Source organism: Streptomyces sp. NPDC052496 (assembly GCF_040679095.1).
In the GTDB taxonomy this organism is placed as follows: Bacteria; Actinomycetota; Actinomycetes; order Streptomycetales; family Streptomycetaceae; genus Streptomyces.
Map to the genome: position 1 here is coordinate 188453 of NZ_JBFAUH010000013.1, position 22849 is coordinate 211301.

24 protein-coding genes, 2 pseudogenes and 1 riboswitch are annotated in these 22849 nt (G+C 73.7%); of the genes and pseudogenes, 19 read left to right on the forward strand and 7 right to left on the reverse strand.

Annotated elements, in window-relative coordinates; translation table 11 throughout:
- Nucleotides 1-42 precede the first annotated feature (42 nt).
- A riboswitch (cobalamin riboswitch) is annotated at nucleotides 43-116 on the forward strand.
- Between the two features lie 217 nt (nucleotides 117-333).
- From AB0L45_RS19080 to AB0L45_RS19100, 5 genes are read left to right on the forward strand one after another with little or no spacing between them, the layout of a single operon-like run.
- On the forward strand, nucleotides 334-1365 hold the full coding sequence (locus tag AB0L45_RS19080; protein ID WP_365841385.1) for an iron ABC transporter permease: 1032 nt from the start codon (nucleotides 334-336) through the stop codon (nucleotides 1363-1365).
- A gap of 37 nt (nucleotides 1366-1402) precedes the next feature.
- Nucleotides 1403-2197: an ABC transporter ATP-binding protein gene (locus AB0L45_RS19085; RefSeq protein ID WP_365841263.1), complete on the forward strand. Its 795-nt coding sequence runs from the start codon at nucleotides 1403-1405 to the stop codon at nucleotides 2195-2197.
- A 20-nt stretch (nucleotides 2198-2217) separates the two neighbouring features.
- Entirely contained in the window at nucleotides 2218-3270 is a 1053-nt protein-coding gene (locus AB0L45_RS19090) for an ABC transporter substrate-binding protein (RefSeq protein ID WP_365841265.1), read from the forward strand.
- A 21-nt stretch (nucleotides 3271-3291) separates the two neighbouring features.
- Complete coding sequence (locus AB0L45_RS19095; RefSeq protein WP_365841267.1) at nucleotides 3292-3771, forward strand: transcriptional repressor; 480 nt, start codon at nucleotides 3292-3294, stop codon at nucleotides 3769-3771.
- 19 nt (nucleotides 3772-3790) lie between these two features.
- Entirely contained in the window at nucleotides 3791-4771 is a 981-nt protein-coding gene (locus AB0L45_RS19100; RefSeq protein ID WP_365841269.1) for a folate-binding protein, read from the forward strand.
- Nucleotides 4772-4780: 9 nt separating this feature from the next.
- Here the strand turns inward: AB0L45_RS19100 and dtd are convergent, their stop codons facing one another.
- Nucleotides 4781-5206 (reverse strand): D-aminoacyl-tRNA deacylase, encoded by a 426-nt coding sequence (gene dtd, locus AB0L45_RS19105; RefSeq protein WP_365841271.1) that lies wholly within the window; start codon nucleotides 5204-5206, stop codon nucleotides 4781-4783.
- A gap of 183 nt (nucleotides 5207-5389) precedes the next feature.
- Here dtd and AB0L45_RS19110 point away from each other — a divergent pair, with 183 nt between their 5' ends.
- The 5 genes from AB0L45_RS19110 (at nucleotide 5390) to AB0L45_RS19130 (ending at nucleotide 9662) form a co-directional block, all read left to right on the forward strand.
- Complete coding sequence (locus AB0L45_RS19110; protein ID WP_365841273.1) at nucleotides 5390-6058, forward strand: ABC transporter substrate-binding protein; 669 nt, start codon at nucleotides 5390-5392, stop codon at nucleotides 6056-6058.
- 55 nt (nucleotides 6059-6113) lie between these two features.
- A complete protein-coding gene (locus tag AB0L45_RS19115; RefSeq protein WP_365841275.1) occupies nucleotides 6114-7094 on the forward strand; it encodes an asparaginase in 981 nt (326 codons plus the stop codon).
- A 79-nt stretch (nucleotides 7095-7173) separates the two neighbouring features.
- A complete protein-coding gene (locus AB0L45_RS19120; RefSeq protein ID WP_365841277.1) occupies nucleotides 7174-8415 on the forward strand; it encodes a GNAT family N-acetyltransferase in 1242 nt (413 codons plus the stop codon).
- Between the two features lie 136 nt (nucleotides 8416-8551).
- Complete coding sequence (locus AB0L45_RS19125; protein ID WP_365841279.1) at nucleotides 8552-8983, forward strand: ankyrin repeat domain-containing protein; 432 nt, start codon at nucleotides 8552-8554, stop codon at nucleotides 8981-8983.
- Nucleotides 8984-9095: 112 nt separating this feature from the next.
- Complete coding sequence (locus AB0L45_RS19130) at nucleotides 9096-9662, forward strand: NAD(P)H-dependent oxidoreductase (RefSeq protein WP_365841281.1); 567 nt, start codon at nucleotides 9096-9098, stop codon at nucleotides 9660-9662.
- A gap of 124 nt (nucleotides 9663-9786) precedes the next feature.
- Here AB0L45_RS19130 and AB0L45_RS19135 read toward each other — a convergent pair whose 3' ends face one another.
- On the reverse strand, nucleotides 9787-10683 hold the full coding sequence (locus AB0L45_RS19135; protein ID WP_365841283.1) for an NAD(P)-binding domain-containing protein: 897 nt from the start codon (nucleotides 10681-10683) through the stop codon (nucleotides 9787-9789).
- Nucleotides 10684-10872: 189 nt separating this feature from the next.
- Between AB0L45_RS19135 and AB0L45_RS19140 the strand changes: the two genes are divergently transcribed.
- Nucleotides 10873-11232, forward strand: a complete 360-nt coding sequence (locus tag AB0L45_RS19140) for a helix-turn-helix domain-containing protein (protein ID WP_365841285.1) — start codon at nucleotides 10873-10875, stop codon at nucleotides 11230-11232.
- A 57-nt stretch (nucleotides 11233-11289) separates the two neighbouring features.
- On the opposite strand, the gene AB0L45_RS19145 is transcribed toward AB0L45_RS19140, so the two are convergent.
- Nucleotides 11290-12675 carry a carotenoid oxygenase family protein gene (locus AB0L45_RS19145; protein WP_365841287.1) on the reverse strand — a complete coding sequence of 462 codons (1386 nt, stop codon included), beginning with the start codon at nucleotides 12673-12675 and terminating at the stop codon, nucleotides 11290-11292.
- 384 nt (nucleotides 12676-13059) lie between these two features.
- Between AB0L45_RS19145 and AB0L45_RS19150 the strand changes: the two genes are divergently transcribed.
- The 3 genes from AB0L45_RS19150 (at nucleotide 13060) to AB0L45_RS19160 (ending at nucleotide 15491) form a co-directional block, all read left to right on the forward strand.
- Nucleotides 13060-13944: a putative protein N(5)-glutamine methyltransferase gene (locus AB0L45_RS19150; RefSeq protein WP_365841290.1), complete on the forward strand. Its 885-nt coding sequence runs from the start codon at nucleotides 13060-13062 to the stop codon at nucleotides 13942-13944.
- Nucleotides 13945-14118: 174 nt separating this feature from the next.
- A complete protein-coding gene (locus AB0L45_RS19155) occupies nucleotides 14119-15015 on the forward strand; it encodes an RNA polymerase sigma-70 factor (RefSeq protein WP_365841292.1) in 897 nt (298 codons plus the stop codon).
- Nucleotides 15003-15491, forward strand: coding sequence for an SRPBCC family protein (locus AB0L45_RS19160; protein ID WP_365841294.1), 489 nt, complete (start codon nucleotides 15003-15005; stop codon nucleotides 15489-15491). Before AB0L45_RS19155 ends, AB0L45_RS19160 begins: the two co-directional genes overlap by 13 nt.
- Nucleotides 15492-15505: 14 nt before the next feature.
- On the opposite strand, the gene AB0L45_RS19165 is transcribed toward AB0L45_RS19160, so the two are convergent.
- A complete protein-coding gene (locus AB0L45_RS19165) occupies nucleotides 15506-16126 on the reverse strand; it encodes a hypothetical protein (protein ID WP_365841296.1) in 621 nt (206 codons plus the stop codon).
- Between the two features lie 233 nt (nucleotides 16127-16359).
- On the opposite strand from AB0L45_RS19165, the gene AB0L45_RS19170 reads away from it, so the two are divergent.
- Entirely contained in the window at nucleotides 16360-16956 is a 597-nt protein-coding gene (locus AB0L45_RS19170; RefSeq protein WP_365841298.1) for a hypothetical protein, read from the forward strand.
- A gap of 72 nt (nucleotides 16957-17028) precedes the next feature.
- Here AB0L45_RS19170 and AB0L45_RS19175 read toward each other — a convergent pair.
- Nucleotides 17029-17274, reverse strand: a pseudogene (locus AB0L45_RS19175) (helix-turn-helix domain-containing protein); the annotation flags it as partial.
- Between the two features lie 33 nt (nucleotides 17275-17307).
- Here AB0L45_RS19175 and AB0L45_RS19180 point away from each other — a divergent pair.
- From AB0L45_RS19180 to AB0L45_RS19195, 4 genes and pseudogenes are all read left to right on the forward strand, one after another.
- A pseudogene (locus tag AB0L45_RS19180) lies at nucleotides 17308-17889 on the forward strand (zinc-binding dehydrogenase).
- Nucleotides 17890-17931: 42 nt separating this feature from the next.
- Nucleotides 17932-18366: a helix-turn-helix transcriptional regulator gene (locus AB0L45_RS19185; RefSeq protein WP_365841300.1), complete on the forward strand. Its 435-nt coding sequence runs from the start codon at nucleotides 17932-17934 to the stop codon at nucleotides 18364-18366.
- A gap of 34 nt (nucleotides 18367-18400) precedes the next feature.
- Nucleotides 18401-19000, forward strand: coding sequence for a hypothetical protein (locus AB0L45_RS19190; RefSeq protein WP_365841302.1), 600 nt, complete (start codon nucleotides 18401-18403; stop codon nucleotides 18998-19000).
- A gap of 95 nt (nucleotides 19001-19095) precedes the next feature.
- The gene (locus AB0L45_RS19195) at nucleotides 19096-19437 is read left to right on the forward strand and encodes a DUF2516 family protein (RefSeq protein ID WP_365841387.1); all 342 of its coding nucleotides are present in this window, start codon (nucleotides 19096-19098) and stop codon (nucleotides 19435-19437) included.
- Between the two features lie 62 nt (nucleotides 19438-19499).
- On the opposite strand, the gene AB0L45_RS19200 is transcribed toward AB0L45_RS19195, so the two are convergent.
- Nucleotides 19500-20915, reverse strand: coding sequence for a PP2C family protein-serine/threonine phosphatase (locus AB0L45_RS19200; protein ID WP_365841304.1), 1416 nt, complete (start codon nucleotides 20913-20915; stop codon nucleotides 19500-19502).
- Between the two features lie 342 nt (nucleotides 20916-21257).
- Nucleotides 21258-22280 carry an NlpC/P60 family protein gene (locus AB0L45_RS19205; protein WP_365841389.1) on the reverse strand — a complete coding sequence of 341 codons (1023 nt, stop codon included), beginning with the start codon at nucleotides 22278-22280 and terminating at the stop codon, nucleotides 21258-21260.
- Nucleotides 22281-22849: the final 569 nt, after the last annotated feature.

Sequence of the window (22849 nt, forward strand, 5' to 3'; positions counted from 1 at the left end):
CAGGTCTGCGTACCAGCACAGACAGTCACAGAGCGCCCCGCGGGGGAAGTCCGGTGAGAGTCCGGCGCTGACCCGCAACGGTGTGCGGAACGCCCGTTCCGCCAGCCCGATCACCCGCGGGGGCGCCCGTTCCTGACAACTCGCCGTGGACTGCGAGGGGACACCGCCGCCGGCCCCGCGCCGCGCGCCGTCACCCCTGACCGTACGGACGCGGCCCGAGCCGAAGGCGTACGTCCCTTGGCCGACCCCGCCCGTACCGCCTCCGCCCGTACCGCCGCCCCGGCCGCCGCGCCCGGGCAGGACACCGGCGCCCGGCCCCGTGGCGGCTCGCCGGTGCCCACGGTGCCGCTGGTCGCCGGGCTGGCCCTGGTGCTGCTCGCCTCGCTGGTGTGCGGCGTCGGCCTCGGCGCGTCCGGCATCGGGTGGGGCGACGTGCTGCGCTACCTGGGTTCCGGGCTGAGCGGCGGCACCATCACCGCCGACGAGGTCTCCGCGTACACCATCGTGTGGGAGCTGCGCTTCCCGCGCGCGCTGCTGGCCGCCGTGGTCGGCGCGGGGCTGTCCGCCGTCGGTGTGGCCGTCCAGGCGCTGGTGCGCAACGCCCTCGCCGACCCGTTCGTGCTCGGCATCTCCTCCGGCGCCGCGGTCGGCGCCAACGCGGTCCTGCTCTTCGGTTCGCTGGCCGCGCTCGGTGTCTGGGCGCTGTCCACCGCCGCCTTCTGCTCGGCGCTGCTGGCCATGACGCTGGTGTACGCGGCGGCCCGCAGCCCGCACGGCCTGACCCCGCTGCGCCTGGTGCTGACCGGCTCCGCGATGTACTACGGCTTCTCCGCCGTCTCCACCCTGATGGTCTTCGCCGCCGACCGGGGCGAGGCGGCGCGCTCCGCCATGATGTGGCTGCTCGGCAGCCTCAGCGGCGCGGGCTGGGGCTCGCTGCCCGTCGCCGCGGCGGCGGTGGCCGGGGCGCTGCTGTACCTGGTGCTCTCCGCCGGCCGCCTCAACGCGCTCGCCATGGGCGACGAGTCGGCCGCCGCGCTCGGCGTGGACCCGGGGCGGCTGCGCCGGGAGCTGTTCGCGGTGACCGCGGCCGTCACCGGCGCGGTGGTCGCGGTCAGCGGCGCGATCGGTTTCGTCGGGCTGATGGTGCCGCACGTGACCCGGATGCTGGTGGGCGCCGGGCACCGCCGGGTGCTGGCGGTGGCGCCGCTGCTGGGCGCGGTGCTGATGGTGTGGGTGGACATCCTGTCCCGGGTGTCGCTGGCGCCCGTGGAGCTCCCGGTCGGAGTGATCACCGCGGTGCTCGGCGTGCCGGCCTTCGTCCTGCTGATGCGGCGCCGCGGCTACACGTTCGGAGGCGGGGCCTGATGCCTGGACACGGCGGTACGTACGGAGGCGGGGCCTGATGCGGATCGACCTCGACGCGGTGTCCGTGGACGTGGCCGGGGCCCGGCTCGTGCACGACATCACCCTGCACGCCGGCAGCGGCCGGGTCGTCGGGCTGGTCGGGCCCAACGGCAGCGGCAAGTCCACCCTGCTGCGCTGCGCCTACCGTGCGCTGCGCCCGGCCACCGGGACGGTCCGGCTGGACGGCGCCGACCTGCACGCCATGGGCGTCCGCGAAGGGGCCCGCCACCTGGCCGCGCTGCCCCAGGAGTCGGCCACCGAGTTCGGGTTCACGGCTGCCGAGGTCGTCGCGATGGGGCGGCTGCCGCACCAGCGCGGTTCGGGGCGGCCGAGCGCCGCGGACCTGCGGGTGTGCGAGGAGGCGCTGGCCCGGACCGGCGCGGCCCACCTGGCCGGGCGCGCTTTCCTGAGCCTGTCCGGCGGTGAGAAGCAGCGGGTGCTGATCGCCCGCGCGCTGGCCCAGGAGCCGCGGGTGCTGGTGCTGGACGAGCCGACGAACCACCTGGACATCGCGCAGCAGCTGGAGCTGCTGGCGCTGGTGCGGGACAGCGGGCTGACGGTGCTGACCGCGCTGCACGACCTGAACCTGGCCGCCGTGCACTGCGACGAGCTGTACGTCATCTCCGGCGGGCGCATCGTCGCCTCCGGCGCGCCGCACGACGTGCTGGGCCCGGAGCTGCTGGCCGAGGTGTTCGGGGTGCGCGCGCACCGGGTGCCGCATCCCGAGACCGGCGTCGTACAGCTGCTGTTCGACCGCCTGCCCGGCCGTACCGACCCCTCGACCACCCCGTGAGCACTCCCGTGAGGACCCCCATGCGCACCCGCCACCGCCCCGCCGCCCTGCTCACCGCCCTCACGCTCGCCGCGCTCACCGGCTGTGGCGCGCACGTCGCCGAGGACGGCAAGGACGGCGCCGCCAAGGCGTCCGGGGCGGGCGGCGGGTCCGGCCACTACCCGGTCACGATCGAGAACTGCGGCACGAAGACCACGTACGCCAAGGCGCCGCGGCGCGTGGTCACCAACGACGTCGGGATCGCCGACATCATGTTCGCGCTCGGCCTGGAGGACCACATGGCCGGGTACGTCATGCCGGCGTACCGGGGCAAGCTCGACGCGGTCGCCTGGAAGGACGCGTACGGCAAGGTGCCCTGGCTCTCCAAGAAGGCGATCACCAAGGAGATCGCCCTGGACGCCGAGGCCGACCTGGTCTTCGCGGGCTGGAACTACGGCTTCGGCGAGGACAGCGACGTCACCCCCGCCTCCCTGAAGAAGCTCGGCATCGGCAGTTACGTCCTGACCGAGTCGTGCCGCAACGGGACCGACGGCGGCCAGGGCCGCGCGCGGGGCGTGATGCCGCCGCTGGACGCGCTCTACACCGACCTGAAGACCCTCGGGAAGATCTTCGACGTCGAGGACCGGGCGGACGCGCTGATCGCGAAGTACCGCAAGCAGATCGCCGACGCGCAGGCCAAGGCCCCCGAGGACGGCGAGCGGCCCACCGTCTTCCTGTACGACGGCGGCCAGGACAAGCCGATGACCTCCGGGCGCTTCGCCGGGCCGCACGACATCATCACCAAGGCCGGCGGCGACCACGTCATGAAGGACCTGAAGGACTCCTGGACCACGGTCGGGTGGGAGTCGGTGGTCGAGCGCGACCCCGACGTGATCGTCATCAACGATTACGGCACGCCCACCGCCGAGCAGAAGAAGGCATTCCTGAAGTCGTACGGACCGCTGAAGAACGTCTCGGCGGTCAAGAACGACCACATCTACGTCATGGACTACGCCGACCTGGTGGAGAGCCCGCGCAACCCGGCAGCCGTCACCGCGCTCTCCGGCTATCTGCGGGAAGTAGGCGGCCGCTGAGCACCCTCCTACACTGTCGGTGTGGTGAGCAGCGACTGGCAGAGCGACCTCCGCAAGCGCGGGTACCGGCTGACCCCGCAGCGACAGCTCGTGCTGGAGGCGGTGGACAAGCTCGAACACGCGACCCCCGACGACATCCTCACCGAGGTGCGCCGCACGGCGGGCGGCGTGAACATCTCCACCGTCTACCGGACGCTGGAGCTGCTGGAGGAGCTGAACCTGGTCAGCCATGCCCACCTCGGGCACGGCGCGCCCACGTACCACCTCGCCGACCGGCACCACCACATCCACCTGGTGTGCCGGGACTGCACGGAAGTGATCGAGGCCGATCAGACGGTGGCCGCACCGTTCACGACGACGCTGCGGGAAACGTTCGGCTTCGACACCGACCTGAAGCACTTCGCCATCTTCGGGCGCTGTGCGGCGTGCACCGGCAAGCGCGCGGCGCGCACACCGGACGGCGGTCCGCACGCCGAGGGCGGGTCGGTGACCCCGTCGTAGCCGGTCGTACGCTTGGGGTATGCCGCGTCAACGTGAAGCCAGTCCGCTGCTGTCGCTGCCCGGTGCCGTTCCGGCCGAGGCCCCCGACGAAGGCGTCGCCGCACACTACGGCGACCTGTTCCGCGAACAACGCACCCTCGCGGACGGCCGCGGCCTCGTCGACCTCTCGCACCGCGGCGTGGTCACCGTCAGCGGCCCCGAGCGGCTGAGCTGGCTGCACCTGCTGCTGACCCAGCACGTCAGCGACCTCGCGCCCGGCCACGCCACCGAGGCGCTGATCCTCTCCGCCAACGGCCACATCGAGCACGCCCTCTACCTCGTCGACGACGGGGAGACCACCTGGCTGCACACCGAGCCGGGCGACGAGGAGGCGCTGATCGCCTACCTGGAGAGCATGAAGTTCTTCTACCGGGTCGAGGTCGCCGACCGTACGGACGAGTACGCCGTCGTCCACCTGCCGGCCGGCTCCATCGCCGAGGCCCCGAAGGACGCGGTCGTCCGGGAGACCCCGCACGGCCGGGACCTGTTCCTGCCCCGCGGCGAGCTGGAGTCCTTCGCGGCGGCCCACGGCCCCGCCGTCGGCACCCTCGCCCTGGAGGCGCTGCGCGTCGAGGCGCACCGGCCGCGGCTGGGCATGGAGACCGACCACCGCACCATCCCGCACGAGCTGGGCTGGCTGGGCACCGCCGTCCACCTCCAGAAGGGCTGCTACCGCGGCCAGGAGACCGTGGCCCGCGTCCACAACCTGGGGAAGCCGCCGCGCCGCCTGGTCTTCCTGCACCTGGACGGCAGCGAGGTGCACCTGCCGCCGCACGGCGCCCCCGTACGCCTGGCCGCCGACGGCGCCGAAGGCCGCCAGCTCGGCTTCGTCACCACCTCGGCCCGCCACCACGAGCTGGGCCCCATCGCGCTGGCCCTGGTCAAGCGCAACGTCCCCGTCGACGCGCCGCTGCTCGCGGAGAGCACCGCGGCGGCCCAGGAGGTCGTGGTCGAGCCGTAGGCGCCGCGGTCACACGTCCAGCAGCACCGTGAACGGGCCGTCGTTGGTCAGCGAGACCTTCATGTCCGCGCCGAAGCGGCCCGTGGCGACCTCCGCGCCCAGGGCACGCAGCTGCGTGACGACCTCGTCGACGAGGGGTTCGGCCACCGGGCCGGGGGCCGCCGCGTTCCAGGTGGGCCGGCGGCCCTTGCGGGCGTCACCGTAGAGAGTGAACTGACTGATCACCAGCAGGCCCGCACCCGTGTCCGAGCAGGACTTCTCGCCGTCCAGGATGCGCACCGACCACAGCTTGCGGGCGAGCTGCGCGGCCTTCGCCGGAGTGTCGTCGTGCGTCACTCCGACCAGCACGCACAGCCCTTCTCCGACGATCTCCCCGACCGTCTCGCCGTCCACCTCGACGCGTGCGCCGTCGACCCTCTGCACCACAGCTCGCATACCGCCCATGATGCACGGCGCGCCCGGGCATCCGACAGCCGTACCCTGCCGGGGCCGTTCGGGTGCCATGGCCATGGCTGGCCCTGCGGACGGCCCGCCCGCAGTGGCACGATGCGTGCACGCGGTGCGTCGCGCGGACAACCTGCCCGCACGACCGCACCGGACGAGGGGACGGAACGACTCATGAGCACTGCCGGTCCCGGGCACACCCCCGGACCCGTACCGATCGCCCGTACGGCGCCGACGGCGGCCCGTACGACCCCGCAGGCCCCGGCGCCCGCCGGGCCCGCCCGCACGGAGGACGGTCCCATGTTCCAGGCAGGCACGGCACCGCACCGGCCGCCGCTGCAACGCGACCGCTTCCGCCCGGTCCCGCGGCCCGAGCTGCCCCGGCTGAGCCTGCCCGACCTGCGCGTCGTACGGCGCGAGGCGCAGCGGGAGGAGGCCGACCTGAGCTATGTGCGGCGGCTGCTCCAGGGCCGGATCGACATCCTGCGGGCCGAGAGCACCCGCCGTACGGCCCCGCACTCGCCCCTGCTGGACCGGCTCCCGGAGATCCTGACGGACGGGCCGTCCCGGCACCGTTCCTCGGCCCGCCACGTGACGCTCGGCATGCCGCACAGCGAGGAGTACCGCCAGCTGGCGGAGCAGATGCTCGGCGAGGTGGAGCTGTCGGACCTCACGGCCCGCACGGACCAGGAGCTGCACGACGCGATGGCCCGCCTGGTCCGTTACGAGCAGCAGGTCTCCCGGCGGCGCCAGGCCCTGCAGCGGACCGCCGACGATTGCAGTGCGGAGATCGCCCGCAGGTACCGTGAAGGCGAAGCACAAGTAGACGACCTGCTCTCCTGACCCGGCGGCCACACGGTTCCGGGGGGATCGCGGGTCATTCCCCGGAAGGCCCCCGATGAGCACCTCCCCCGTTACCGAAGGGTCCGCCCAGGCCGGTATATCCCCCGTCCTCGCCGAAGTCGTGCGTTCGGGCTTCGTCGAGGGCCGGCACCGCGGTTCGCTGGTGGTCCTGGCGGCGGACGGCAGCGTCGAGACCGCGCTGGGCGATGTGACCTCCCCGGTCTTCCCGCGTTCCGCCAACAAGCCGATGCAGGCCGCCGCGATCCTGCGGGCGGGGCTGGACCTGTCGGGCGAGCGGCTGGCGCTGGCCGCCGCGAGCCACTCCGGTGAAAGCTTTCATCTCGACCTCGTGCAGAAGATGCTCAGCGAGCACGGCCTGTCCGCCGGGCTGGTGCGGACCCCGCCGGACCTGCCGCTGGACCCGGCCGAGGCGGAGACGTACCTGGCGTCCGGGCGGGTGCGCGAGCCGCTGACCATGAACTGCTCCGGCAAGCACACCGCCATGCTGGCCGCCTGCGCCGCCAACGGCTGGCCGCTGGAGTCCTACCTCCACCTGGAGCACCCGCTCCAGCAGCTGGCCCTGGAGGCGGTGCGGTCCGCGAGCGGCGAGCGCGTCGAGCACATCGGCACCGACGGCTGCGGCGCACCCTTGATGGCGATCTCCCTGACCGGCCTGGCCCGCTCGTTCCGGCACTACGTACTGGCCGACCCCGGGACGCCGGAGCGGCGGGTGGCCGACGCGATGCGCGCCCACCCCGAGTACGTGGCCGGCACCCGCCGCCCCGACACCTGGCTGATGCAGGCGCTGCCCGGCGTGCTGTCCAAGATGGGCGCGGAGGCCGTGCAGGCGGTGGCGCTGCCGGACGGGCGGGCGCTGGCGTTCAAGGTGGACGACGGGGCGACCCGCACGCTCGGCCCGATACTCGGCCGCGTGCTGCGTCTGATGGGCGTCGAGTCGCCGGTGCTGGAGCGCATCGCGGAGGCGCCGCTGCTGGGCGGCGCGGAGCGCGTCGGGGAGATCCGCGCGGCGTTCTGAGGCGGTCGGCGCCCGGCTGCGGGCGCCGCCCCCGGATATTGCCGCGACGGCGGGCCGGGGCCGTCGCTACCGTACGCCCATGACGGTCGAGCTGCGTACGGTCGGCGACGCGGACCTCCCCGGCTGGGTCCGGGGCCTGGCCACGGGTTTCCTGCGGCCGCCCGAGGTGACGAAGGAAGAGATCGAGTTCCGCCGGGGTGCCTACGACCCGGACCGCACCCAGGGCGCGTACGACAACGGCCGCTGGGTCGCCACGTTCCGCAGCTTCGCGCAGGAGCTGACCGTCGTCGGCGGCGCCCGGGTGCCCGCCGACGCCGTCACGAGCGTGACGGTCTCCCCCACCCACCGGCGGCGCGGCCTGCTCAGCCGGATGATGGCGCAGGACCTGCGGGCCGCCAAGGAGCGCGGCGACGCGCTCGCCACGCTGGTCGCCGCGGAGTACCCGATATACGGGCGGTTCGGCTTCGGGCCGGCCACCTGGTGCACCGAATGGCACGTCGACGTGGCGCGCGCCGCCCTCGATCCGCGGCACGCGAGCCCGGACGACGGCGGCCGGGTCGACTTCGCCGACCACGACGAGGCGGGCGAGCTCGGCCCCGCGCTGCACGACCGGTTCCGTGCCGGGCAGCCCGGCGCGATCGACCTGCCCGCGAGCTGGTGGCAGGCCGACACCGGGGCCGTCCCGCACCCGCACGTCCCCGTCAAGGAGCGGTTCCGCGCCGTGTACCGGTCCGCGTCCGGCGCGGTCGAGGGCATGGTCACGTACCGGGTCGACGACGTGTGGGAGCACAAGCTGCCGCAGTGCACCCTCACCGTCGACCGCCTGACCGGGACCACCCCGGCCGCCGAGCGGGCCCTGTGGCGCTTCCTGTACTCGATCGACTGGGTGCTGCACGTCAGGACGGGCCTGCGGGGGCCCGACGACCTGCTGCCGTACCACCTCGGCGACCCGCGCGCGGCACGGATCGTGCGGCACTCCGACTTCCTGTGGGTCCGGCCGCTGGACGTCCCGCGGCTGCTGGAGGCCCGTACGTACCCTGCGGACGGCTCCCTCGTCCTGGAGATCCGGGACGAGGCGGAACTGGCCGGCGGACGCTACCTTCTGGAGGCCGGCCCGCAGGGCGCCACCTGTACGCGTACGGACCGCAGCGCGGAACTCACCCTCGACGTGGGCGCCTTCGCGTCGCTCTACCTGGGCGACGAGTCCGCGGTACGGCTGGCCGCGCTGGGCCGGGCCGACGAGGAGCGGCCGGGTGCCCTGGCCACCGCCGACCTGCTGCTGCACACGGCGCGCCGGCCGTGGTGCCCGGACGTCTTCTGACGCGTTCCGGCCGGGGCTCCGGCGCGCGCCAGGGTCCGCCCGGCGGGTGTGCTGAATAAGGTGGCGGGGACAGCTAGAAGGCCCCGGCGGGAGTTGCAGGACACCGCCGCACCACCAGAGCAGGAGGCCGGCGACCATGAGTGACGCGAACACGGAGCCCCAAGGTCCCGACACGACCGAGCACGCGCACGACCCCGAGGTGCTGCAGCTCGCGGCCAAGGTCTTCGACCTCGCGCGGCACGGCGACACCAGCACGCTGGCCGCCTACGTGGACGCCGGTGTGCCCGCCAACCTCACCAACGACAAGGGCGACAGCCTGGTGATGCTCGCGGCCTACCACGGCCACGCCGACGCGGTCGCGGCCCTGCTGGAGCGCGGCGCCGACCCGGACCGCACCAACGACCGCGGCCAGACGCCCCTGGCCGGCGCCGTCTTCAAGGGCGAGGACGCGGTCGTGCGGATCCTGGTGTCGCACGGCGCCGACCCGTCGGCGGGCACGCCGTCGGCGGTGGAGACGGCCCGGATGTTCCAGAAGACGGATCTGCTGACGCTCTTCGGCGCACAGTGACGGGGCGGGGTCAGCCCGGGGCCAGGCCTTGACATGAACTTTGGTTGAGGTTTTAGCGTCTGGTTCCGAAGCCGACCGACGGCTTCGGACCACCGCCTTCAGGAGACCCGCCATGCCCGAGCGCCCCTTCACCCTCGCCGTCATCGTCGGCAGTACCCGTGAGGGCCGGTTCGCGCCCGTCGTCGCGAACTGGTTCGCCGGGCACGCCGGCCGGCGGGACGACGTCGTGGTCGACGTCATCGACCTGGACGACGTCCGCCCGTACGAACTGCGGTACGGCAGCGAGGAGATGGCGTCCTACGCCAAGCGCGTCGGCGCCGCGGACGCCTTCGTCGTCGTCACCCCCGAGTACAACCACTCCTTCCCCGCCCCGCTCAAGCACGCCGTCGACCTGCTGCGCGAGGAGTGGCAGGCCAAGCCGGTCGGCTTCGTCTCGTACGGCGGGGTCTCCGGCGGCCTGCGCGCCGTCGAGCAACTGCGCCTGGTCTTCGCCGAACTGCACGCGACGACCGTGCGCGAGACGGTCAGCTTCCCGATGGCCGGCCGGCTCTTCGACGACGAGGGCAACCTGCGCGAGCCCCTGGACGCCGACCGGGCCGCCACCGCGCTGCTGGACCAGCTCGCCTGGTGGGCGCAGGCGTTGCGCGAGGCGCGGGAAGCGCGTCCGTACGGGGGATGAGGGCGGGACCGCGGCCCCGCTCCCACTCTGCGCGCGCGGCACGGGCCCGTACGGGGGTCGGGCACGTGACCGGTGCGGCGGCCGGCGGGCTCCCGCCCCCGTACGGGATCCCGCCGGCCGGGCGTCACCGGCCGGCGGTAGCCCCGCCCCCGCCGAGCAGTTCGGCCACGCCGGGGAAGTCCTCCGCGCCGTGCCCCTCGGCCAGCCGCCGGGCGACCAGCGCCCGTAGCGGGGCCAGCAGTTCGGTGCTGACGCCCTGGTCCTCGTGGGCCCGGAAGATGTTCTCCAGGCCCGCCGCCTGCATGGCGAGGCGGGAGACCACGCCCTGGGTGTAGTCACCGCTCTCGATCTGCCCGGCGTAGTGCGGCACGGCCGCCGCCATCGCGCCCAGCCACGGCACCAGCTTCGCCGTGGCGAAGTCCACCGGGCCGAAGCCCGCCGAGCGGACCAGGGCCAGCGCCTGCACGACGCCCGACAGCATCCCGTACATGCCGGTGAGCAGGGCCAGGTCCTGGAGGGCGGCGGCGCCCGGGTCGGTGCCGGCGTACTCGGGCCGGCCGAGCGCCGACAGCGCCTCGCGGTGCGCGTCGAACAGCTCCCGCGGGCCGCTGTAGAGGATGAACGCCCCGGGCGTGCCGATGCCCGGCGGTACGGCCATGATCCCGCCGTCCAGGTAGCCGATGCCGTGCTCGTCCGCCCAGGCCGCGGCCTTACGGGCCTGCTCGGGCGTGCCGTTGGTGAGGTTGACGACCGTACGGCCCGCGAGCGCGCCGCTCACCGGGCCCAGCACGTCCTCCACCACGCCGTGATCGAGCACGCAGACGACCACGAGCGGGCTCGCCGCCACCGCGTCGCCGACCGTGCCGGCCCGGAGCGCGCCCCGGGCGGCCAGGGCGTCCGCCTTGGCCGCCGTGCGGTTCCACACCGTCACCTGGCGGCCCTGCGCGAGGAACGCCCCGGCCAGCGCGGCACCCATGTCACCCAGCCCGATGACCGTCACCGGAGTGCGGTTGTCACCCATGCTTCCAACTCCCCTGGCCCGTGGCGGCGTACGGGCGCACCCGTACGCCGCCACACCGGCCTGTCGAACCTGCCGAATGCTGCTGTGGCGCGCGCCCTGCCGATGTTTGCCGGTGGCTTACCATTCCTCAAGTACCGACTATTTGGTGCGGTACCTACCTTTTGGTAAGTGGGATCAGGGGGCCCGGCCATGAGCAGACGCAACAGCCCGTACGAGTGCGGCCTGGACGCGGCCGTGGACGTCATCGGCGGCAAGTGGAAGGTCCTGCTGCTGTGGGCGCTGGCCCAGGGGCCGCAGCGCTTCGGCGAGCTGAAGCGCGGGCTGCCGGCGATCAGCGAGAAGGTGCTGATCCAGCAGCTCCGCGAGATGGAGGCCGACCGCATCGTGCACCGCGAGGCGCACCCCCAGGTCCCGCCGAAGGTGGAGTACTCCCTCACCGCGCTCGGCACCTCGCTCAACACGGCACTGGAACCGCTCGGCGCATGGGGCCGCGCACACATGCGGGAGATCGAGGAGACGTACGGGGCCCGCCACCCAGAGGCGAGCTGAGCGCCGGGCGGCGGCCCTGCGCAGCGGGGAGGCGGCGGGCGACGGAAATCCCCCGGCTCACTCCCGGTCCGGTATCCAGGCCCCGTGGAACCCGACCGGCACCCGCACCGGCAGGTGCACCCGCGCGGCCGGTTCGCCCGTGAAGTCCTGGGCGTCGAGGATGACGAGGTCCGTGGCGTCACGGTCCGGGTCGAAGACGTACGACAGCAGCCAGCCGTCGTCCTCCGCGGCGTCCGGACCCGCCGGCACGAACACGGCCTCCCCCACGCCGCCCCGCGGCGCGAAGCGGCGCACCTCGCTGGTGCCGCGCTCCAGGTCGTACTTGAGCAGCCCGGCCCCCACCCGCTCTATCCCCGGGAACTGCGCCCCCCGCACGTCCGACGCCCCGGACTCCAGCACCGCGTACCCGTACCGGTGCGGCAGCGTCAGCCGCCGCGGATCCACCCGGGGCAGCTCCACCGGCCGGTCGTCCAGCCGCTCCCGCCGCACCCGGCCGGCCCGCGGGTCCACCGTCCAGCGCTCCAGCGCGGGCGGCGACCCGTCCGGCCCCGTACGCCCCTTCGCGAACAGCCGCTCGTAGCGCACCAGGTGGACGACGATCCGGCCGCTGCCGTCCTCCGTCTCGTACGCATTCATCGGGTGGAAGACGAAGCACGGGTCGATGTCCAGCCACCGTACGTCCGACGCCTCACCCTCCCGCGGCAGCAGGCCCAGCCGGGCCGGGCGGCCCGGCTCCCACACGTACGGGAAGGACGGCCCGACGCCCACCCCGCCCGGGTTGAAGACCACCGGCAGGTCGTACAGCAGCACATGCCGCTCGGTCAGCGAGAAGTCGTGCATCATCGGCCGCCCGTCGACCGGTATGTCCACACGCCGCCGGATCCGGCCGTCCGTCCCCGCGACCAGGTACTGCACGTACGGCCAGGCCCAGCAGTACGCCACGCAGTGCAGCTCCTCGGTGTCCGGGTCGATGGTGGTGTGCGCGGCGAGGCCGCCCGGCAGGGTGCCGGCGAAGTCGAAGGGGCCCACCGTCTCCAGGTCGCCGTCCAGCTCGTACGGCAGCGAACCGCCCTCGACCAGGGCGAGCAGGCGCCCGGCGAAGCGGGTGACGTGCGTGTTCGGGGCGAAGTCCATGTCCAGGTGGCGCGGCCCGTGCAAAATCTTCTCGCCCAGGCGCAGCGCCATCGCGTCGGAGCGCACCCAGCGGTTGCGGTACCACTCGGCCCGGCCGCCGCGCAGCCGCACGCCGTGCAGCATGCCGTCGCCGCTGAACCAGTGGTACGCCGCCGGGTCGTCCACCCCCAGCGGATTGGGCCCGTTGCGCACGTACCGCCCGTCCAGCTCCTCCGGGATCCGGCCGGTCACGGCCATCTCGTACGCGGTGGTCTCCTCCCGCACCGGGGCGAACAGCCCCCGCATGTAGGGATTTCCGGCACCCGCCATCGCCGCCCGCCTCTCCGGCCCCGCCCCACGGCGACCCCCCGGTCGCCGCCTCGCGCGAAGGCACCCCGCCTCCACCCTCCAGCCCCGGCACCGCCACGTCGAGACCGGCGACGGCCCGGCCGGGGCGAAGCGCGCCGCCGCGCGCCCCCTGCCGGTGTCCCGGGCCGTGCGGTCGCGCCCCCGCCGGTGCCCCGGTCCGCGCCGCCGTTCCCGCCCGCGGCTGCCCGCTTCGGGTAAGGTGACCAGCCCACACAGTGGACGACCAAGGAGGTGAGACCCATTACCGCTGTCCAAGCCGGGTGCTCTCACCTCACGGCTGTACGGTCCCTCCGAGGCAGGTGACCGCGAGAGCGCCCTTCGGCTCCCCGAAAGGCCCGATCGCGCATGTCACTTCCGCTGTCTTCCCCCGCCGCCGCGTCCCTCACCGGTCTGGTCACCAGACTCCGGGCGGCCGGCTGCGTCTTCGCCGAGGACGAGGCACAACTCCTCGCCGCCACCGCCCGCACCCCCTCCGACCTGGCCGCCATGGCGGACCGCCGGATCGCCGGCCTGCCCCTCGAACAGGTCGTCGGGTGGGCCGAGTTCTGCGGTCTGCGGATCGCCGTCGACCCCGGCGTCTTCGTCCCCCGCCGCCGTACCGAATTCCTCGTCGGCCAGGCCGCCGCGCTCGTCCGCGCGCGTGACGCGGCCGGTCCGCGGCCCGTCGTCGTCGACCTGTGCTGCGGTACGGGCGCCGTCGGCGCGGCCCTGGCCGCCGCCCTGAGCGGCCCCGCCACCGGGGCCCCCGCCACTGCCGCTGCCACCGGCACGGCCCCGCCTCCCCGCATCGACCTGCACGCCACCGACATCGAACCCGCCGCCGTACGCTGCGCCCGCCGCAACATCCCGCCCGCCACCGGCCAGGTGTACGAAGGCGACCTCTACGCACCGCTGCCGCCCGCCCTGCGCGGCCGCGTCGACCTCCTCGTCGTCAACGCCCCCTACGTACCGACCGAGGCCATCGGCCTGCTGCCCCCGGAAGCCCGCGACCACGAGCCCCGGGTGGCGCTCGACGGCGGGACGGACGGCCTCGACGTACAGCGCCGGGTCGCGGCCGGCGCGCTCCGGTGGCTCGCCCCCGGCGGCCACCTCCTGATCGAGACCAGTGAACGCCAGGCCCCGGACACCCTCGAAGCCTTCCGCCGCCACGGCCTCGTCACCCGGCTGGCGACGGACGACGACCTCAGCGCCACCGTCGCGGTGGGCACCAGGCCGGCCGGGACGCCCTGAGGCCGCCGGTACGGTCCCCCGGCCGGTCCGGGCAGTGGTGTGAGCTGGACCACACCGCCGGTCTGTCACGCTTCGCCGGCGCGACGTGTCTCCATGACGCCGAGGAGAGGAGCCGGACACCATGCCGGAGGGGCCACACCGGATGCCGGTCCACGCACACGACGGGGGTGAACCGTGACGGAGGACGCCTTCACCGCACACCGGCCGCTGCTGTTCACCATCGCCTACGAGATGCTGGGCAGCGCCGCCGACGCCGAGGACGTACTGCAGGAGAGCTACCTGCGGTGGAGCGCGGTCGACCCGGCCACGGTCGGGCATCCGCGCGCCTACCTCGTCCGTACGGTGACGCGGCAGGCGCTCAATCACCTGCGTGCGCTCAAGGCGCGGCGCGAGGAGTACGTCGGGATGTGGCTCCCCGAGCCGATCCGTACGGCGCCGGGGGTGAGCGAGGACGCGGTGCTGGCCGAGTCGGTGTCGATGGCCATGATGCTCGTCCTGGAGACGCTGAACCCGACCGAGCGCGCGGTGTTCGTCCTGCACGAGGTGTTCGGGTACACCCACGGCGAGATCGCCGCCTCGATCGGCAAGAGCGAGGTCGCCGTACGGCAGACCGCCCACCGCGCCCGCCGGCACGTCCACGCGCGGCGGCGCCGCTACGAGCCGGTCTCCCAGGTCACCGGGGAGATCGTCCAGCGGTTCCTGGCCGCGGCGGCGACCGGCGACATCCAGTCACTGATGGACCTGCTGGCGCCCGACGTCGTGGTCCTCTCCGACGGCGGCGGGAAGGCGACCGCCGCCCGCCGCCCGGTCACCGGCCGCACCGAGGTCGCCCGGTTCGTGCTCGGCGCGTACCGCACCAGCGCCGCCACGGCCCGCGTCGAGCCCGCCACGTACAACGGCATGGCCGCGGCCCGGTTCATGACGGACGGCGGCCTCGACTGGCTGGTCGCCTTCGAGGTCCGCGACGGCCGGATCACCGGCATGTACGGCGTACGCAACCCGGACAAGCTGCACCACGCGGACGCGGTGCGCACACTCGACAGAGGAGGAGCCCAGCCGTGGAAACCATGACCGTGGAACGCGACATCGACGCCCCGATCGCGGCGGTGTTCGACTGGCTCACCACGACCACCCACTACACCCGCTCACCCCTGGTGCTGCGCTGCCGCCTGACCCGGCACGGGGAGACGGCACCGTACGGCGTCGGCGCGGTGCGCAGCCACCTCTGGCTGATCGGCTGGTTCCGGGAACGCATCACGCACTACGACCCGCCGTACGCCACCGAATACGTCGTCGAGCGCAGCCTGCCGCCGTCCCGGCACGAACTCGGCCGGATGACCTTCACCGAGACCCCGGCCGGCACCCACGTCCGCTGGACCACCCGCGCCGAGATCCCCGTCCCCCTGGTCGGCGGCTTCCTCACCCGGCACGTCGCGCGGCCGGTCATCACGCGCACGTTCGGCAACATCCTCGACGCGGCCCGGAGCGCGCTGGCCGAAACCCCGCGCCGCGACGGATCGGCGGCCCCGGCGCCCCCGCCCCGCTGACGACCGCCGGGCCGCTACGGGTTCAGCACCGCGAAAATGATCACGCCGGCCGCGATGCCGGCGACGAGCAGCGCGGCGAAGGCGCAGCCGAAGATGTTCGGGTGGGCCACGCGGTACGGCATCGCCAGCGGGAAGCGCTCGCGCACCGTGCGGGCCTGCGCGTGCGGCATCCTGACGATCGGCACGGTGCGCACGGTGGGCCCGCCCACGGCGTCACGCAGCCGCTCGATCCCTGCCCGCGGCCAGATGTTCTGGCTGGAGAGCCGCAGCAGCGGCCTGCCGTGCCCGTCCAGCAGCGCCAGCCAGTCCGCGCGCTGGTTGTTGCCGAGGTCCAGGTGCGGGGCGTGCAGCACGGTGGCGATGTCCCCGCGGGGGATGCGGCGTGTCCTGCCGAAGACTCCGCGGCGCCGCACCTCCTGGCCCGTCACGGTGACGCTGCACGCATGGCCGATCCGGGCCAGGACGAGCACGCACACGAGCGCCGTGCCCGCGGCGACAAGGAGGTCGACCGACCCCGACAAGAGCCCGGCCGGCAACCCGACCCCGACGATGACACCGGCCAGCACCCAGTGGTACCGCTCCGGCCTGTTGGCCACGACCGTGACCCACTCACCCTGCTGCTCCCCGACAACCATGCGCGGCATGCTGCCAACCGCCCACCCCCCATGTCACATCCTGCCTCCGATGCCCCGACGCCCTTCGACGCCCCCGACATCCCCGACACCCCACCCTCGTCCTGCGGACGCACCGCCGCTTCGGCCGTCAGGGGGAGCCGAGTTGAGCCCTCAGGGCGATCCCCGGCGCACCCCTGACTGGCATCGTCAGGACCGAACGGATCAGCTCCGGACCACGCGACCGAGGACCCAGCATGCAGGCGCCCCGCTCCACCGAAGAACCCACTGCCGTCCGTCCCGGGCGGTTCCGCGCCGCATGGCGGGCCGCGCACGACCCCGTGCCCGGAGTGTCGCGACGCCTACAACGCGTGGCCTGGGCAGTGCCTTTCACGGTCCTGCCCGCCGGCATCTGGCGACTGCCGGCCGCATTCGACGAGGGCATCGGGCTCGGTGAGCGGCTGTACGTCGTCTTCCTGTCGGTCCTCTCCGAAGTCCTCGCCTTCACCGCGATCGGCCTGATCGCCCGCTGGGGCGAGGTGTTCCCGCACTGGGTTCCGTTTCTTCGCGGCCGCCAGGTCCCGACAGCGGCCGCGGTCGTCCCGGCGGCCATCGGGGCCGCGTTCCTCATCCTCGTCTTCACCCTCCTGTTCACCGTCTCCGAGATCAGGGGCACCACGATCCAAGGCGTCCAGCTGCCCGCCGACCACCCGTCCCTGGCCACCGGCTGGGCGCTCGCCTGGTACCGCCTCTGCTACGCACCGCTGCCCCTGTGGGGCCCGCTGCTGGCCGTGCTGACCGTCGCGTACTACAAGCGCCGCCGCACAGCCGCGATCGCGCCCGCGCCGGCGTGAGCAGCAGCTACCGGCGATGCGCAGCCGGCCGTCTCGTTCGAGCCTCGGTCGCCTGGCCTCGGTCGCTCGGCCTCAGCCGCTCCGGGCGACCGGTTCGGGACCGGCGGCGTCGAGCGCGTCGAGCGCGTAGAGCACCGCGCCGCCGTTCGCCCTCGCCCATCCGGTCAGCACGTGGATCGGCTCGATCAGCGTCGCACCGAGCGGGGTGAGTTCGTACTCGACGCGGGGTGGCACCTCGGCGTAGGCCTGGCGGCGGACGAGTCCGTGCGCTGCGAGCCGTCGGAGTGTCCAGGTGAGCACCTTGCGGGAGATGCCGCCGGCCGCGCCGGACGGCCGGCGAGACATCCCGAAGTGCTCACCGTCGTGGACGCGCCCGAGCCCCGGGCCCCTCCCGACCGGCGTGCTCGTCCGCGTCCAGGCGATCGGGCTGAACCCGCTGGAAGCGTGGTCGAGGACGCATCGGGAACGTGGCGGCTGAGGCCCGGCGACGAGGTGTTCGGGATGCAGCTGTTCCCGCGGCCGGCGAGCGCGTACGCCGAGGTCGTGTCGGCGCCGGCGCTGCATCCGGCACGCACGCCGGCGCCGCTCTCGCACGTGCCGAGGTGGCCCGCGACATCGACGCCGTGCTCGACACGCTCGGCGGCGACACCGCCGGGCGCTCACTCGGCGTGCTCCGCCCGGGCGGTCACCTGGTGACGGCGGTCGCCGAGGAGGACACGGAGCCGGCCGCCAGGCCCGCGGCGGCCGGCCTGCGCTCCAGCGGCATCGCCGTCGACCCCGACCCGGCCTCCCTGCGAGGGCTCGTCGCACTCGTCGAACAGGGCGGTCTCCGGGTCCACGGGTCCACGGGTCCACGTGCAGGGGACGTTCCCGTTCGCACGCGTCACCGACGCCCACCGGCTGCTCGACGCCGGCCACCGCCACTTTTGCTAGCACCCGCTTGCAATAGTTAGCACGATGGCGCACCATCGGGGTATGGCATCACTCAACGTCGGCAATCTCGGCGAGTTCCTGCGGGAGCAGCGGCGCAATGCGCAGCTGAGCCTGCGGCAGCTCGCGGATGCCGCCGGGGTGTCCAATCCGTATCTCAGTCAGATCGAGCGCGGGCTGCGCAAGCCGAGCGCGGACATCCTGCAGCAGCTGGCCAAGGCGCTGCGGATCTCCGCCGAGACGCTGTACGTGCAGGCCGGGATCCTCGACGAGCGGAAGGTGGACGGGGTCGAGGTGCACACCGCGATCCTCACCGACCCCGCGCTGACCGAGAAGCAGAAGCAGGTGCTGCTGCAGATCTACGAGTCCTTCCGCAAGGAGAACGGACACGAGAGCGGGCGCGGCGAGAGCGGTGGCGCGACGGCGCAGGAGACCGCTCCGGACGCCCGAGAGGCCGACGGCGACCCGCACGCCACCTGAGCGACCGACCACCGATTCCAGGAGGAACCACGCCATGGCCATCACCGATGACGTCCGCAAGGCCCTGACCGACCCGACTCCGCTGTACTTCCTCGCCGGCACCGTGGACCTCGCCGCCGAGAAGGCCAAGGAGCTTCCGGAGTGGGTCGAGAAGGTGCGCGAGGAGGCCCCCAAGCGCTTCGAGGCCGTCCGCAACACCGACCCGAAGACCGTGCAGGACCGCGTCACCAAGGAGGCGAAGGAGGCGCAGGACTGGATCACCCGTCAGCTGAGCTTGCTGGACGCCGACTTCAAGAAGCTCAGCCAGCAGGCGCAGGACCTGGCGCTCCAGGGTGTCGGCCGGGTCGCCGAGACCGCGGTCAAGGCCCGGGAGAGCTATGAGGAGCTGGCCGAGCGCGGCCGCGGCGCGGTGCAGAACTGGCGCAGCGAGACCGCCGAGGCCACCGAGGACCTCGCGGTCGCGATCGAGCCGGAGCCCCGCCAGGAGCCGAAGCAGGAGCCCGTGGCGGAGACCGTGACCGGGCCCACGGCCGGCGGCGACACCGAGGCGAAGACCGCCACGGCCAAGAAGGCGCCGGCCGCCAAGAAGACCACGGCGAAGAAGACCACCGCGCCGGGTGAGAACGACAAGTAGCAAACCGGTACGGCGGGCCGGGCACGCCACGCGTGTCCGGCCCGTTCTCCGGGTACGGTGGGCCGACGGCGGACCGAGTCGAACGGGTGGTGGCAGTGCTGATCTACGGGTTCCAGAACGTGCTGAGCTGGGTGCAGCTGGTGCTGGCCGTGTACGCCGCCGTGATGCTCGTCGACGCCGCCGTACGGCGGGAGGACGCCTACCGGGCGGCCGACAAGCAGACCAAGGGCATGTGGCTGGTCTTCCTGGTGCTGGCCACCGCGTTGCTGTTCCTGCTGCCGCTGATGTCGTTCCTGCCGATCATCGGGCTCATCGCCGTGATCGTCTACACGGTCGACGTGCGGCCCGCGCTCAAGGGCATCGCCGGCGGCCGGGGCCCGCGCCGCGGCGGCTCCAGCTCGGACGGGCCGTACGGGCCGTTCAACGGCGGGCGGTAGGCAGCGGCGAACACCGGGTGCGGCGCGCCGTAGCGGCGAACACCGGGCGCCGCGCGCGGGCGTCAGTTCGCCACGCGTCCGCGGTCCAGCAGGAGGACGGCCACGTCGTCCGTCAGTTCCCCGCCGTTGAGGTCCCGCACCTCCGTGACCGCGGCGTCCAGCAGTTCCTCGCCGCGCAGTCCGGCGGCCATCCGGCGGCCCACCAGCTCGGCCATGCCCTCCTGGCCGAGGCGCTGGTTGCCGTTGCCGACGCGCCCTTCGATCAGGCCGTCCGTGTACATCATCAGGCTCCAGGCGCCGCCCAGCGCGACCTGGCGGCGCGGCCAGCGGGCGCGCGGCAGCAGGCCCAGGGCCGGGCCGCCGTCCTCGTACGGGAGCAGCCGCGGCGCCCCGCCGGAGCGGACGAGCAGCGGCGCGGGGTGGCCGGCCAGCCAGACTCCGGCGCGCCGCCCGTCCGGCGCGATGTCCACCAGGCACAGCGTCGCGAAGATCTCGTCGTCGGCGCGCTCGTGCTCCAGGACCTTCTGGAGGGTGGACAGCAGGGCGTCGCCGCACAGTCCGGCGAAGGTCAACGCGCGCCAGGCGATGCGCAGTTCCACGCCGAGCGCGGCCTCGTCCGGGCCGTGGCCGCAGACGTCGCCGATCATCGCGTGCACGGTGCCGTCGGCCGTCCGTACGGTGTCGTAGAAGTCGCCGCCGAGCAGCGCGCGGCTGCGACCGGGGCGGTAGCGGGCGGCGAAGCGCAGGTCGGAGCCGTCCAGCAGCGGTGTGGGCAGCAGGCCGCGCTCCAGGCGGCGGTTCTCCTGGGCCAGCATCCGTGACTCGGTGAGCTGGCGCTGCGCGAGGTCGGCGCGCTTGCGCTCGACGGCGTAGCGCACCGCCCGGCCGAGGACCGCGCCGTCGAGTTCGTCGCGGAAGAGGTAGTCCTGCGCGCCGACGCGTACGGCTTCGGCGGCCCGTTCGGCGTCGGCCTCGGAGGTGAGCGCGAGGACGGCGTGGGAGGGGGCCAGCCGCAGCACCGCGCGCAGGGCGTCCAGCTCGTCGTGGGTGCCGTCCTCCTGCGCCATGGGCGCGTCCGTACGGTCCCGCGCGCCCGCGGGCGCCAGGTCGAGCAGGATGCAGTGCACGTCGTCGGTGAGCAGCCGCTCCGCCTCGGTGAGGTTGCGGGCCGTACGGACGCGGACCCGGCGGCCCTGTCCGTCCCGCATCTCGGGCACGGAGCTGGTGGGGTCCTCGCCTATGAGCAGCAGGGTCAGGCCGGTGTCCGCGGAGCGGGCGGCGGGCGCAGGGGCTTCCGAGGGGGCGGCGGAGGTGCTTTCCGCGGCTTCCGGGGCGGCAGAGGTGTCCTGGAGGCCCGTGGCGTCCGCGGGCACCGCCGCCGGTCCGGCCGCTGCCGCCGCGCCGTCGCGCGCGTCGCCCGCCGGCGCTGCCTCCTGCGGCAGCACGGCCGTCCGCTGACGCGGAATGGGTACGGACATGCTCTGCTTCCTTCCCTCCCCCCGAGGGTGCAGCGGCCCGCCGAACGGCGCGCCACTGTGCCCGGTTCCGCCGCCGCCCGGCGGTCCGTCCGGGCGGTGCGCCACCGGGCACCGAGAGGCGACCATAGCGCTAGCGCGGAGCCTTACGGAATGGCCGAAGGCACTCCGCACTTGTCATATGCCGTCCCCCACACAGCCGGTGACCTGGGCAAGCGCGGATGCGGAATGACGAACATCACCCCGGCAGCGTCGGGTTGGCCCCCGGCGCTCCGTGACGAAACGCACGTGGGTCTCACGCTCCGTACAGGGCCGCGAACACCGCCGCACGCCGCCGCGCCGCCCCTACTTGTCGGGCCGCACCACCCCGAGGACCGGCATCGAACCGGCCCCGGTGACGGTGATCTGCCGGCCCGGCCGCGGCGCGTGCACGATCGCGCCGTCCCCGACGTACATACCGACATGGCTCGCGTCGGGGTAGTAGATGATCAGGTCGCCGGGGCGCATGTCCTTCAGGGCGATGCGCGGCAGCTGCCGCCACTGCTCCTGCGACGTCCGCGGGATCTCCCGGCCGCCCGCCTGCCAGGCCCGCATCGTCAGGCCCGAGCAGTCGAAGGTGTCCGGCCCCTCCGCACCCCACACGTAGTCCTTGCCGATCTGCGAAGTCGCGTACGCCAGCGCCTTCTTGCCGGCTGTCGAGGCGTGCGCGCCGATGTCCTTCAGTACGCCGGAATCCAGCCACTTCTGCTGTTCCTGGAGCGCCCGCGCGTCCTCCAGCTTCTTCAGCCGCTCCTTCTCCTCGGCGGCCAGCCGTGACTCCAGTGCCTGCGCGGCCTCGATCTTCTGACGGACGTCGAGCTGCGCGGCCTCGGTCTTCCTGCGGTTCTCCTCCAGCCGCTCCCAGCGGTCGGTGGCGTCCTGCGCGTACCCCTCCAACGCGTTCTTCGTCCGCGCGAGTTGGTCGCTCAGGTCCTTCGCCGCGTGCTGGCCCTTGCGGACCAGCGTGGCGTTGTCGAGGAAGGCCTCCGGGTCCTTGTTGAGCATCAGCCGGGCCTCGGGGGGAATGCCGCCGCCCCGGTACTGCGCGCTGGCCAGCGCGCCCGCCTGGCGCTTGAGTTCGTCCATCCGCCGCTGCGTGCGGTCGATGGTCCGCGCCAGCTTGACGATCTCCTTCTGCTGGAGGGCGACCTGCTCCTTCGCCGCGTTGTACGCCTCGGTGGCCTGCTCCGCCGTGCGGTAGAGCCCTTCGAGCTCCTTGCGGACCTCTTCGAGGCGCTTTTCGGACACGCCCGGCCCGGGATCGGCGTACGCGGCCGGAGCCCCGCCGAGAACGCCGGTCACCGCCAGCACCACCGCCGTGGCCGCCACCACCGCGCCGCGCAGCCCCCGCACACCCCGCCGGCGCCCCGCGCCCGCACGGCTCCGATCCCCCGCCCGGCTCCCCGCGCCCGCCCGCCGCGGCACGCCCGCCGCACCCGTACGGTCCGCTACGCCGCGTTTGCCGTACGTACCGCTCTTGCCCCGCCCTGCCCCCTGCCGCCCCACCAGCCACCTCCGGTCGTTCCGCACCGATTCGTGCACCTCCGCTGGCGCGGATGCTGCCATACCCGCGGGTAATCCGACAGAGCGAGGCCGAGGATTCCGGGCCGTCCGCCGGCCGCCCCCATCCGACGGCCGAGGTTCACCCTGCGTTCACTCTCCTCCATCGGCGGCTTCACCTGATCTGCCTAATTTCGGCCGTACCGAGCGGCGCGCCACTCCGTGGGAGCGAACGCCGCACGGCATTGCTGAACCACCGGGCGGACCGCCCCGGCGACTCTTGCCCGACCCCTGCGGCCGCCGCACAGTGACCCCACCGTCACGACCCGGTCGCCGCGCCGGCGACCACCCATATCTCCACCCCGCACGCCGAAGAAGCGGCGCGCCCCAGGAAGGAA